This window comes from Parasalinivibrio latis, from assembly GCF_036825535.1.
Lineage (GTDB): Bacteria > Pseudomonadota > Gammaproteobacteria > Enterobacterales > Vibrionaceae > Parasalinivibrio > Parasalinivibrio latis.
Map to the genome: position 1 here is coordinate 1,442,720 of NZ_CP098812.1, position 12,230 is coordinate 1,454,949.

Below are 12,230 nucleotides of genomic sequence, written 5' to 3' on the forward strand. Positions count from 1 at the left end.
CAATTCGCCATGAAACATATCTCGAACTTGCGGTTACGCGTTGCAACAGTTCTTCCCCCACTTAGACCCACAGCTTAAACAGGGCTGATATCTGACAAATTCCAGCCTTTGTTGTTCAGTAAGATCCTTTCTCATGTATGGGTTAGTGTCATTGATTTGCTTCAACAATTCACCCGGCACCAAATTCCATAAGTCGTTCTTACGCGCAACGTTTGCAAGCGCAATAACTCCTTTGCTTATGCTTCTAGATGGACGAATCTGAAATGGCTTTTTTTTTTGCTCCTGCTCGGTGGTTACTACACGCAGGGCAAACTCCAGCTCATAGAACTGAGTAGTCACTGGTTCATCTTTGTCTGAGCCAACCGCTGTGGCGTGAGCAATCAAGTTGTCATCAATTACTACTTCTACCAAAATCCTTTCACTTAAAGGCGGAAACTCCTTATTCACAGGGACAGATAGGCTACCTAAGTTGACCCTTGCGTCTGAGGCTCCAGATTTACCTACCATCAATGGTCGCTTGAACATTAACAGCGCATTTCCATCGCGAGGATCAGTGCAGTACATCGACTGTTCATGACGTATTGACGTACCACGAGAGGGAAGTACAGTCCCCTCTTTTAATAATGTCACAACAGAGTTTCTGGCCTCCAGCAGCTCAAAAGGCTTTGCGAGTGTCAGACTTAACTTATCTGCGGCTATGCGAGCAGCCCCCTCAGAAATAATGGTGTCGCCCTTAGGGGATATATGCAGCGCAGCAACACCGAATATTTCGCTAAGCTGTCGCTTAATGGAGGGCATATTAACCATGCCTCCCGTCGCCAAGCAAAGAGCTATCGTTTGAGGGTCAATATCTGCATGATCTGGTGACAGCAAAATATCGATTTCTCGCATCCCTTTATGAATCAGAGTGGAACAAACCTTCTCTAACGTTTCTCGGGTTAGTGAAATATCAATTTCAGCTTCTGGGCCGTCCCCTTGGTAGTATTCATCTAGCCAAATTGGGACAACGTCTCTGGAGGAAAGTGCAATCTTAGCCTTTTCGCACTCGACGAGCAGCTTAGCTTTCATCCCGGGGTTTCTTTCCAAAAACTTTTCGTCAGTCCAGTGGTGTTTTAGTGCATGCTGCTTCTCTACATAGGATAAAATAGCTTCATCCAGATAATCACCACCCACAGTATTGTTGCCTTTGTTCTGTATCTGAACGAGTGCCCCGTTTTTGATTTTGCAAAGAGTAAGGTCAAGCGTGCCGCCCCCCCAATCAAAGACCAAAACCGTGTGGTTCTCATGACGACGAATCATATCCTCAGGATCAGGTTGATCTTTGTAGTAAGCATACAAAGCTGCTAGTGGTTCATGAACAAATGACTCAATATAGATTCCTGCGTTCAGAAAAGCTTCTCTCAGCGCCACACGGCCTTCACCATTCATATCTACAGGAATCGTGACAACGGCTCGCGTCAAATCTGCGGCCTCTGAGTTATCATTTTGCAACGCATCATTTTTCAGGTATTTGACAAAATCAGTTACCACCTCAGTGGGGTTGATTAAACGTCCATCAACCTTAATCATTGATTGGTTGAGTAGTTTTTTAGGGCCTCTGACGGTGTTGCCCAGCACCCCGACACCTGTGGTTTCAAGCTTTTCTTTCGCACTCCTGCCACATATAACTTGGTCAGTTTCATAACGAACAACCGAAGGATGAGGGCGGCCTAAGTCATAAAACGAACTTACTCGACCATCATGGGTAACAACTGATATAAGGCTATTGGTTGTACCAAAATCGATACCGACTACTTGCTGAACCATGGCAATCCTTTCTCAATATTCTCTAATGCCAATTCAATTTGGTAAATTGCGACGTCAACTTTGGGACTTTCTCTATTTAAAGCTTTTAGAGATAGTTCCATGGCTGGTGCAATATCCTCAGATAATAAGGTGTTAGCCCTAGCTTTTGCTTGTCCTGCATCATCTCTGAGGTGAACTCGCGTAGCTTGCTCTGATAGTTCTCTTTGATACGACTCACTCTTCAAAGATTCAATCTCACCCATGAGTTGAGCAATTTTTTCTTCTCGCGCTGCCAGTTCAGATTTCAGACTATTTAAATTATTTTGTAGGCTAAAAATACGTTGTTCTTTGGAACCTAATTCTGACTCAGCACTTTTTCGCCTTTCTTCTGCCATTGCGCAGGTATTCTGAAAAAATCGAATGGCTGCCAAAACAAATGGAGCGTTATCCCTCAGTGCTCCGGCAAAGAAATAATTTGTTAAAACTGGGTCAACTTCGACGGACGACGTTTCCTGAAGCAAGAAATTTTTTAGCTGCGATATTGTTTTTTCATAATCCGCTTTTCCTGTTTCAGATGCCCATAAGCAGCAGATAGAGATAACATTCGCTTTCTTGTTCTTGATGTCAGAAACACCCAGTAAGAACTGCTGGTCATCCTTTGAATCCTTGCTTCTCTCGACTCTTTTGCGATTATCGATCTGTTTATCAAACAGATCCTTAATTCCTCGGCAGATGAGAGAAACAGAGTCTTGGTTATCGACCCCCACAGTTCCAGCCAAATCAGCAAAGACATTGTTGCTACCTGAAAGTTTGCCAACCCAGTTCCTGCTGATCACAAGCACGGCGAACTCAATCAGTTTCCGTCTCAAAGCAGGTTTGGCCGAAGCTGAGGATAACAGCAAGGAGAGCAAATGCTTGAATGTAGGATCAACCTCACTGACGTTGGTTGAAATTGATTCCCAAGTGTTTTTGTCAGATGGCTCTAGTCCCGTCATTCGTTTCAGCGCAGACTCATGAACTTTATCAATCTTAATGGGCTTCAATTTGCCATCAGTCTTTAATTCTTTTTTAAAAACATCCAGTAAGAGTTCATCTAGTGACGTGAAGTTCTTAGTCTTTTTCACTGTTTTTTTAGACGGTTTCGCATCGCCAATCACATTGGGCGTAGCTTCTTTTATTGGTTCTACTTGAGTAACAGGAACGGGAGAGTCAACAACTGTATCCTCTCTATGCTCAGGTTTAACAACAGGCACTTTCAATTCAGAATTAGCTGTACTTTGCTTTTTGCCTCGTGGAAGGCTCAATATTTCTCGTTTAGTGCTCATTTCAGCCCTCCAGTTCTGCGCCGAATGTACCGTTAAATTCTTCAAGGTGCCTTAGTCGACGCTTATAATATGTTTCTCTTTCTGTGTCTTTGTCATCAATGGACTTTCGCAAGCAAATATAATCAAGCTTGTGTTTATCCTGACGAGACCAGCTTTTTCTATTGATCTGACCTACGAGTTCAATTAACTCATGAATCGACAATTGTTCGTACAAACCAATGAAGCGATTCAAGATAATCTCTGTAGCCAAATCGGTTGGCAAACTTAATTGCCCATCCTCTCTCTGCCAGTTCCTTTTTGAGGTGACACCTGCATTAAAAAAGGTCAAAGCATTATCTAACGCGGGGATATAACCTATTTGACTAGGAATTCGGAAGTCATTCATCACGAACTTAATCAATTGACACAAAGAGACAGCAAGGGGTGTGTCATAGCCCGAAAGATATGTAAACGACAGATTTAATGTGTCTGAAAAGTTTTCATAAGTGATACGCTCAGTTCTTCGATCTTTCGCCATAACACCGTAGAGATACTTCACAAGACCATCGATATACCAAACACAGCTTCCAAAATGCTCTGTGTCTTTGGTAAATCGCATTACATCATCGCCGTTAAAGTCATCACCAGAAAAATACGTTCGAAACTTGTTGTCAACTTGCAGTAGCTCATCAGGATCTGCAATCTGTACATCAATACTGATGCGCTTAGTTGTCTCTTTGCCGTACAGTTCAATATTAAAAAACTGGTACTTAGCGCCGCAAAGCAACTGCTTTAGTTCACCTATTTCGACGCATTTACCATTGACGACAAGGTATTCTACGAAAGCAATCTCGATGGTTTCTGGCTTCGGCGACTGTGAAAGCTTGAATGTTGAGCTTTGCACTTCTACACCATCAACCATCAGCACAGGGTTAGCAATGGGGTGTTCTACTTCATGTAGATCGCGAGCATCTTTGGAGGAAAAACATTTCCCACAATGGCGACAAAAATATTCACTGAGCTTTGGAGAGGCGGTACTTGTGCCTCCTCTTTCGTAGAACTGATCTATCGCAGTTTCCTGAATCCAGCCAACTGTAGGCATTTAGCTTTCTCCTACTTCAGTTCCTAACTCGATTTCGCCGGAAAGCAATTTAGGAAGCAAAGTGTCACGAAGGTCTTCTAGGTTCTGGTTTTCCATTTGATTCGACTTTATTTTGTCGAATAAAGGTTTCACTAGACAATCGAAACTACCTAGGATCTCTTTCGATGGCACTATCACAGGAAGAGCCTTGATAATCTTAGAGTTAACAGCTTTTGCTATTGATGACGTGCTACCCAATGACTCGAAGTTAAACTGCTTCATGTAAGAATATAAATAATTCGTTGAAACCCGAGCGTTATCACTCAGTTTGTAATGAGCAATAGCTTCATTGGTCGTCATTTCACCATGAGTAATAGCCACACGACCGACAGTCAATTTAAAGCTAAGAATCAAAGTGTTATCTGGGATAACCTTAACATTAAACTTATCGACAGCTTCTTGCGTTAGATACTCCGAAGAATCAAGCGCAAACGTCCCTGTATTACCCATATCTCTGATGGAAATCCAAGTAACATCTTTACTGTCTTCTGAAAACCATTGAGGTTCTTTACGTGGCGGCGTTTTACCTATAGCAACAGTCGCAACCTTTTCGGATGGCAATACTTCCCATCCATCAGGAATCATCCCCAACTCTGACTCAGCTAGCTTTTCAGGGAATAGCGAGGCAGTGGCAACATCCATACCCTCTGGTTGTTCGCCATTCATCTTAGCTTTCACTGGGTCGAAGTCGACAAACCATGACTTAAAGATGGCTTGTGCCATTTCTTCTAGGGTTTGGTTTATACGAGAATTAACAGCGATTTTTTTGCTTAGAGAGTTATACTGATTTGCAATTTCATTCTGAACCTCTCTTGGAGGAAGAGATATCTCTAAATTTCTTACCGCATCTTTGGTAATAGTTTTAGTAACAGAACCATTGGCAAATTGCTTAACGTAAGCCTCATTTACTTTTAGGAAAATGTAAACATAAACGGGATTGGCTTTTTGTTCATCAACTCTAATCAGAAACAAGTTCATTGCTAAAGATACTGGACGCTTTAAATCCGGCATTAGATATATAGATCCAGCATTAGCTATCTTGTTCATTATCAAGTCACCGCCATACACCTTTGATTTCTCAAGAAAGTTATAGGCATGTTCAGAAATAAACTTAAGCGAATCAGAGAAGTCATTACTCTCAAAATTTGTTGTTCTTACCATCAAGGCGTAATTTTCGTCATCAAGCAATTCAACGTTTTCTTTTAGTTTTTGGTATGCTCCGTTGGCATGATAATCAGTAAGAACTGTTATTAAGTCTCCTAAGGGAACTTTGTTATACTTCATAACCTAACCCCGCTAAGTTCTTCTTGATCTCTGCTTCTAGCGTTGCTGACTCAGCAAACTGCTCGCTCAACTTAGCGGTTAGCGCAGCCATCTTCTCACCAAATGGAATGCCATCATCTAACTCTTCCGTCGCGCCAACATAACGCCCCGGAGTTAATACAAAATCGTGCTTGGTGATTTCTTCAAGCGTTGCTGATTTGCAGAAACCTGCTTGGTCTTGGTAAATGATACCATTGACTTCTGCGCCTGTTTTCCATGCATGGTAAAGGTCTGCGACTTTCTGAATATCATCACGAGTGAAATCACGCAGAACGCGGTCTTTCATGTAGCCAAGGTTACGCGCATCAATAAACAGCACTTCACCTTTACGAGCACGCAGTTTACGCCCCGCTTTATCGGTGCGAGCGGTTTTGTTCTTAGTTAGGAACCAAATACACGCTGGGATCTGGGTGTTGGTAAACAGTTGACCCGGCAGTGCGACCATACACTCAATAAGATCGTTCTCGATAAGCGTTTTACGAATTTCACCCTCGTTGTTGGTGGTTGAACTCATTGAGCCGTTTGCTAGTAGTAGCGCTTGAGAACCATCTGGTGCAAGGTGGTGAAGCATGTGCTGCATCCACGCAAAGTTAGCGTTACCCGCTGGCGGTTTACCGTATTTGAAGCGAGGGTCATTATCATCAACGCCTGTATTCCATTCTTTCATGTTGAATGGTGGGTTCGCCATGATGAAGTCGGCACGTAAATCTAGGTGCTGAACGTTGGTGTAAGTGCTGGCAGGCTCTTTACCGAAGTCGTAATCCAAACCACGGATCGCCATGTTCATCGCCGCTAGCTGCCATGTGGTGTGGTTGTATTCCTGACCGTAGATAGAGATCTTCTGCTTTTGCGTTAGCGGGTCGATTTCTTTTTGGTTAGCTCTGCGCTCAATGAACTTCTCTGATTGCACAAAGAAGCCGCCAGAACCCATTGCAGGGTCATACACGCGACCTTCAAATGGCTCAATCATCTCAACAATCAGCGATACGATGGACGCTGGCGTGTAGAACTGACCACCTTTTTTACCCTCAGCCAGTGCAAACTGACCAAGCATGTATTCGTATACGTGACCAAGGATGTCTTTACTGTTTAGGTCTGCGTGAACAAATGGAATGGTAGCAATCAGGTTGATTAGCTCGTTCAACTTCGCTTGGTCAATCTTCAAAGCAGAGTATGACTTGTTCAGTACGCCTTTCAGTTTCGGGTTGTCGCGCTCGATGCCCTCAAGTGCGTTATCAATCAGGTGACCAACAGAAGTGATTTTCTTAACCTTGCCGTCAATCTCCAGATCAGCACCACCAATTACGCGAGGGCCATTATCTTGTAGGAACTGCCAACGAGATTCGGTTGGTAGCCAGAACACGTTCTTCTCGGTGTAGAAATCACGTTGTTCAAGTTCAATAGCGATTTCGGCTGCCAATTCTTCTTCTGAGAAGTCAGAAGGATCTAGATAGTATTCGTGCTCTGGGTTTGTAAGATCGGCTTTGATTTCTTCCTGACGCAATTTAAAGGCATCAGAAACGTATTTAACGAAAATTAAGCCAAGTACAGCGTGCTTGTATTGCGCAGCATCTAACGTTGAGCGTAACTTATCTGCGGCAGTCCAGAGCTTACTTTCAAGCTCTTTCAGGAATAGTTGTTCTTGTTGATTCATTTCAGTTTTCTTTAATTCGAAAAAGTTGTGTGCATTCTACCAGTAAACATGGGGGTTTCACTGATTTCTGCCTTACTTAATAGTGATTTTTATGAAGTAAGGAGCACATCATGGTTGCTGACATAGGAGCGTATTGAAAACTGCAACCAAACCGATATTTTTGTCCGTTAGCAGATGATAGCATCCTGAAAGATTAAGTATTATGCTTTTTGCTTTCACAAAGTCATAAAAATCATAAGGATAAACATAAGTGGTACAATATTGCGGGCTTGTACGTTCATACCTCCAATTTATAGTGAACCGGCTAGAACAGGAACCAGCGAGAGCAACTCATTATCCAAACATACTTATAGAATTTGGTGCCGAAATCGCAATAACAGAGCCATTCAATAGCTTGATTGATGACTGGGATGCATTTGAGAGATCTCACATAAATGTTCAGTTTAATGAAATCGAGCCTCTCGTTGATGTCTTCATTAGTGATCTACCTCAATCAATGCGCTATCTAATATGGTCTGACTTACCTGACAGCAAAGACAACATTCAAGCGCTCTGTAACTCAGGTTTTGAAAATGTAGATGATCTGATAAGAGAAGATATTATCCGAGATGATATCTCATCTTATATCGTGGGAGAATTGCGTGAACTTTCCACTGGTAAGCTAGCTGAATATTTAAATCACGTAAAAATGCCTGGGGAGATGACACACGCACGTCAACTAGCAAATGACATCTCCTTAACTCTTGAGCAACTCTCTAATAATTATTTCGATAAACCTCACTCGTACTACGTAGGTGATGAAATAAAACGACTAAATTTGTCCCAAGGACAGCTATCAAAGCTAAAACCAATCATAAGAATAGTTGCTGAAGAAGCCGCGCATGCAACACTATCAGGTCTCGCAGGAGAAACTAAATTGGGGACACAAAACCAACAATACCACCTTATCGATACCACCGGACGCAAAGTGTCACATCTGCCAAGTCTTTTAGTTGAAGTTTTTGAGGAACGCGAAAAGTCTCTGGTTTGACAGCCTACCAACTGAGTGTGTAGCTAACGCCTCATATAGTAGCTTTGAAGTCATCAGCAAGGTCGAATGCCTTGGTGTCGAGACTAAAGATACGTCCAGAATTTCAAAGAGTTGTGAGGTATGAGAAACCGCCGTCCAATGCCCTGAATGTGAAAACCATTTTGGTTGGGACTGGGTTGAAGATGAGTGTATTAAGCTAAACGAAGAGTTTGATTGCCTTAGCCGTGATGTAATGTTGCGTTATACCATTGATGAGGGCACTTATTATGGTGCTCAGCATATGACTGTTGAGGTTGTTGATGAGTAACAAAACAAAAGCTCTACTTGTTGAATCAGCTAAGCAGTCACTTAATAAGATATTAGAGAAATCAAATATATCTGAATGGATAAAAATCAATCAAACACCTAGAGTTGTAGGCAAATCAAAGAACAATCCTAGTTACATTGACGCTTATGGTAGTGAGAAGTTTGAATTATCTGGCAACGTATTGAATTTATTATGTATTTCCATTCATGTTGAAAAGGGCAATAGTGGAAAAACCGACAGATCAAATCCTAGAGAGATTCAATTCCGACTTATATCAGGTGGTGTTGGCTGTGTGAATGGTACAGACGGGTCTAGAGAAAAAGCCACTTTACATCAAAGATGCAAAAAGCGTTCATGGATGAAATTTGTCATCGTTCTGGTGGCAAGGCAACCATTGCTCAAGGTAATAAAAATGGCGTTTACTGTACTGAAGACAATTCTATCACAGTTGCTAATTGTATTGCGGATATTATGTCTGAGGTAAAAAAACAACTTTTTGCTGCATATGATGACAACAATATAGAAGTAAAATCACAAGCCTATTTAAATCACGAAGAGATTTTAAACGAAGCTTTTTCTACTGATACCACGAATATAAACGTTGTTGATATTTTGCATCCAGAAAAAGAAACTGTGTCGGTCGCCCTATACAAACGAGACCCGTTGGTTGTCGCTGAAACACTGAGGCTTGCGAATGGATACTGTGAACTTTGTGAACTTTGTGAACTTTGTGAAGTCAAATCGCCATTCAAGACGAAGTCAGGTCGCGATTATCTAGAAGTACATCATATTATCCCATTATCCAAACAAGGCAGTGATACTGTATCCAATACCGTAGCCCTATGCGCTAATTGCCGTAGAATGTTGCACTTTGGAGAGAACGCTGAACATATGACGGCTAAGCTTAGTAAAATTAAATGCTTAAAATGTTTTCAGTAAGAGCTAAGCTGTAATGATTCAGACCTGATCTGACAGTTACCCACTTTTTGCGGTGCTGTCAGATTATATCTGGGTCAGATTCTTTTCTTCCCAGATAGCTTTCCCATCACGAAGCGTTTCCAACGGTGTCCTACCATTGCACATCTTGCCATGATGAGTCCTTTCAGTGTTGTAGTAGTCCATCCACTCGTCCAGATCTTTCTGAAGCTCATCTAATTCAACATAGAGTTTCTTCCTGAAAGTGACTTGGTAGAATTCATTCAGAATGGTCTTGTGGAAGCGTTCGCAGATGCCATTGGTCTGAGGCGACATGTGGCTTTGGTTTTCGTGAGGTCTATGTCATTGATCGCGAGATTTAGCTGGTTGTCATGCTGCTCAACACGGCCGCAGTATTCGGTGCCTCTATCCGTGAGGATACGCAGCATCGGTAGCGCTTCAGATTCAAAGAAGGGCAAGACCTTATCATTGAGTAGGTCTGCCGCCGTGATGGGCGTCTTCGTGGTGTAGAGCTTGGCGAAGGCCACTTTGCTGTAGGTGTCGATAAACGTCTGTTGGTAAATGCGACTAACGCCTTTCAGATTGCCCACGTAAAACGTGTCCTGAGAGCCAAGATAATCTGGATGAACAGTTTCAATTTCACCGCATACTTCGTCGTCTCGCTTCTTGCGCTCAAGCGCAGCGATTTGCTGTTCGGTAAGGATGACCCCTTCCTCAGCTCATTGCTTGTTCTCACTTGCCCATGGGCTGGATACTCAAGCGCGTAAGCAATGACGGCTTGCTCTGTCGTCGGTTCAATACGGTTTTTAATGTTGGGCGTTCTACGGCTTTGATTTATCAACGCATCGACGCCACCTGCTTCTGCCAGCTCTTGGTAGCGATAGAAAGTGCCTCTGGAGACACCCATGACTTTGCATGCTTTTGAGACATTACCGAGTTCTTCTGCGAGATTAAGAAGCCCAGCTTTGTGTTTGATGATTGGATTGCTAGTATGAAGCATGAGAGTTACCTCTTTGTTTCTTTGATTTAAGATTCAGCACCTTAATCAAAGTGGGTAACTCTCTTCTTTTCAAATCGAAGTGTCAGATCTGGTCTGAACTAGTACAGCTAAGCAAACAATCTAAAGCTCAACACCGATTAATAGAAAAGAGGAGACACTTTGGTCTCCTCTAAATCATCTTCAAGGTTGGTTACCCTTTACGTACTTTTGCTACTAATGCCAACAAATCTGCCGATATTTCGGCTGCGGCGCTTCCGTTGTGCGGTATAAACTTAATATTGTCACCGTATTTAACGAGCACTTGTCCATCAGCCCCAATCACAATGCCCGCTAGCGCTTTTTGCTCGTCGACATCTCCCATTTCGATCTGCTCTTGACTGGTAACGTCCCATTCTGGCATACATTCACCTCATTCAATTTTGACCACTGCGTGATTAGTTTATAAGTCCCTATTAGTTAACAACAGAAAAATGGATGCATTGATTTGAGTAACAACACTTGATTAGCAATCACATCTTTCAGAGTATCAAGCTTCGCCTAGATTAGCGTTGCTCATGTTATTCAGTAATTCTAATTAATACATGATGTTATAACTCAAACTTCCAGTTCCCATATTCGTCCCATGTAGCCCGCCAGATTAGAAAAGGCCACTGAGTTTTCAGTGGCCTTTTTGCGTTTGCAAAACGAAGCTGCTGGTTTTAAACCCCTGAAGCTGGTATGCGTTATACAGAGAGGAGTTATTCAAATTCTCTTAGTCTTGTTAAACCAGATAAACGCTCACTAATTGATATTAATCTTATATACTTTTGAAGTTGCAAATTAATTCACGTAATAGGGTGTTGAATAAAGTAGTCATGAATGTGTGTATTTTAATTCCAACATCTGGGGTATATAAAGGTTTGAATATATAACGTATTTTTATTGGAACTTTAAAACCACCTCCTATGGAGGTGGTAAACGTTTCATCGGGGCTATGCCCGTAAAGCGCTCATGCTAAATACTACCTTCGATTGTTACCAGCAATTCAAAGGAGTAAATAGCATGAGCAGATACGACTCAGCATCACATGTATTTTATCGTTGTCAGTATCACATTGTCTGGACCCCAAAGTATCGCTACAAAATCCTGAAAGGAAAAGTTGGTAGGGAGGTCTATCGTTGCATCCAAGTTTTCTGCGATATGAAAAAGTGTAGGGTGGTAGAACTAAATGTTCAGATAGACCATGTCCATCTTGTAGTGAGAACTCCACCAAGCTAGAGTGTCTCGGAGTTAATGGGATATTTGAAAGGTCGAACAGCCATACGGCTGTTTGCGAAATTTCCCTATCTACGAAAGAAAAAGCTGTGGGGAAATCACTTTTGGCAAAGGGGATATTTCGTGGATTCAGTGGGAGCTAACGAAGAAATCATTCGTCGTTACGTAAGGCATCAAGACAAAGAATCGAAAGCGGAGTATCAACGCCAGATGAACTTGGAGTTACCAGACTGAGTGTGAAGCCCCCTTCTAGGGGGCAAGGTCAAAGCCACCTGCTATGCAGGTGGATTATTTACATTGATAATTGTATCTATAATTATCAGCCGCATCATCCATCAAAGGGTGTTTTAATTGTTTGCATTAACAGTCATGCAACAATCATCTCTTGGGAAAGTAATTCAATTATCATTTTGTGAAGCTAAACACTTTATTCTTTTTATAAAAAGAGATATTTTGCTACCACAACAAAGTTAGCAGATACGCTCTGACTAACATA

The 12,230-nt window shown here is 42.1% G+C and carries 9 protein-coding genes and 2 pseudogenes; 4 read left to right on the forward strand and 7 right to left on the reverse strand.

The window, feature by feature from the left end:
• Nucleotides 1–33 precede the first annotated feature (33 nt).
• From NF212_RS06970 to NF212_RS06990, 5 genes are read right to left on the reverse strand one after another with little or no spacing between them, the layout of a single operon-like run.
• Nucleotides 34–1,806: an Hsp70 family protein gene (locus NF212_RS06970; RefSeq protein WP_434360062.1), complete on the reverse strand. Its 1,773-nt coding sequence runs from the start codon at nt 1,804–1,806 to the stop codon at nt 34–36.
• Nucleotides 1,791–3,110: a hypothetical protein gene (locus tag NF212_RS06975; RefSeq protein ID WP_434360064.1), complete on the reverse strand. Its 1,320-nt coding sequence runs from the start codon at nt 3,108–3,110 to the stop codon at nt 1,791–1,793. Before NF212_RS06975 ends, NF212_RS06970 begins: the two co-directional genes overlap by 16 nt.
• A 1-nt stretch (nt 3,111) precedes the next feature.
• Nucleotides 3,112–4,191, reverse strand: a complete 1,080-nt coding sequence (locus NF212_RS06980; RefSeq protein WP_434360066.1) for a hypothetical protein — start codon at nt 4,189–4,191, stop codon at nt 3,112–3,114.
• On the reverse strand, nt 4,192–5,514 hold the full coding sequence (locus tag NF212_RS06985) for a restriction endonuclease subunit S (RefSeq protein WP_434360068.1): 1,323 nt from the start codon (nt 5,512–5,514) through the stop codon (nt 4,192–4,194).
• The gene (locus NF212_RS06990) at nt 5,504–7,207 is read right to left on the reverse strand and encodes an N-6 DNA methylase (protein WP_434360070.1); all 1,704 of its coding nucleotides are present in this window, start codon (nt 7,205–7,207) and stop codon (nt 5,504–5,506) included. The genes NF212_RS06985 and NF212_RS06990 overlap by 11 nt, the downstream gene beginning before the upstream one ends.
• Nucleotides 7,208–7,502: 295 nt before the next feature.
• Between NF212_RS06990 and NF212_RS06995 the strand changes: the two genes are divergently transcribed.
• From NF212_RS06995 to NF212_RS07005, 3 genes are all read left to right on the forward strand, one after another.
• Nucleotides 7,503–8,237 carry a hypothetical protein gene (locus NF212_RS06995; RefSeq protein ID WP_434360072.1) on the forward strand — a complete coding sequence of 245 codons (735 nt, stop codon included), beginning with the start codon at nt 7,503–7,505 and terminating at the stop codon, nt 8,235–8,237.
• 299 nt (nt 8,238–8,536) lie between these two features.
• Nucleotides 8,537–9,028 carry a hypothetical protein gene (locus NF212_RS07000; RefSeq protein ID WP_434360074.1) on the forward strand — a complete coding sequence of 164 codons (492 nt, stop codon included), beginning with the start codon at nt 8,537–8,539 and terminating at the stop codon, nt 9,026–9,028.
• Complete coding sequence (locus NF212_RS07005; RefSeq protein ID WP_434360076.1) at nt 9,016–9,483, forward strand: HNH endonuclease; 468 nt, start codon at nt 9,016–9,018, stop codon at nt 9,481–9,483. The genes NF212_RS07000 and NF212_RS07005 overlap by 13 nt, the downstream gene beginning before the upstream one ends.
• Before the next feature lie 63 nt (nt 9,484–9,546).
• Here the strand turns inward: NF212_RS07005 and NF212_RS07010 are convergent.
• Nucleotides 9,547–10,480, reverse strand: a pseudogene (locus NF212_RS07010) (IS481 family transposase).
• 190 nt (nt 10,481–10,670) lie between these two features.
• Complete coding sequence (locus NF212_RS07015) at nt 10,671–10,880, reverse strand: hypothetical protein (RefSeq protein WP_434360078.1); 210 nt, start codon at nt 10,878–10,880, stop codon at nt 10,671–10,673.
• 641 nt (nt 10,881–11,521) lie between these two features.
• Between NF212_RS07015 and tnpA the strand changes: the two are divergent.
• A pseudogene (gene tnpA, locus NF212_RS07020) lies at nt 11,522–11,968 on the forward strand (IS200/IS605 family transposase).
• The last annotated feature ends 262 nt before the right edge of the window (nt 11,969–12,230 follow it).

Coding starts and splice junctions, on each gene's coding strand:
- NF212_RS06970 (WP_434360062.1), bottom strand. CDS start 1,806: ATGGTTCAGCAAGTAGTCGGTATCGATTTTGGTACAACCAATAGCCTT.
- NF212_RS06975 (WP_434360064.1), bottom strand. CDS start 3,110: ATGAGCACTAAACGAGAAATATTGAGCCTTCCACGAGGCAAAAAGCAA.
- NF212_RS06980 (WP_434360066.1), bottom strand. CDS start 4,191: ATGCCTACAGTTGGCTGGATTCAGGAAACTGCGATAGATCAGTTCTAC.
- NF212_RS06985 (WP_434360068.1), bottom strand. CDS start 5,514: ATGAAGTATAACAAAGTTCCCTTAGGAGACTTAATAACAGTTCTTACT.
- NF212_RS06990 (WP_434360070.1), bottom strand. CDS start 7,207: ATGAATCAACAAGAACAACTATTCCTGAAAGAGCTTGAAAGTAAGCTC.
- NF212_RS07000 (WP_434360074.1), top strand. CDS start 8,537: ATGAGTAACAAAACAAAAGCTCTACTTGTTGAATCAGCTAAGCAGTCA.
- NF212_RS07005 (WP_434360076.1), top strand. CDS start 9,016: ATGTCTGAGGTAAAAAAACAACTTTTTGCTGCATATGATGACAACAAT.
- NF212_RS07015 (WP_434360078.1), bottom strand. CDS start 10,880: ATGCCAGAATGGGACGTTACCAGTCAAGAGCAGATCGAAATGGGAGAT.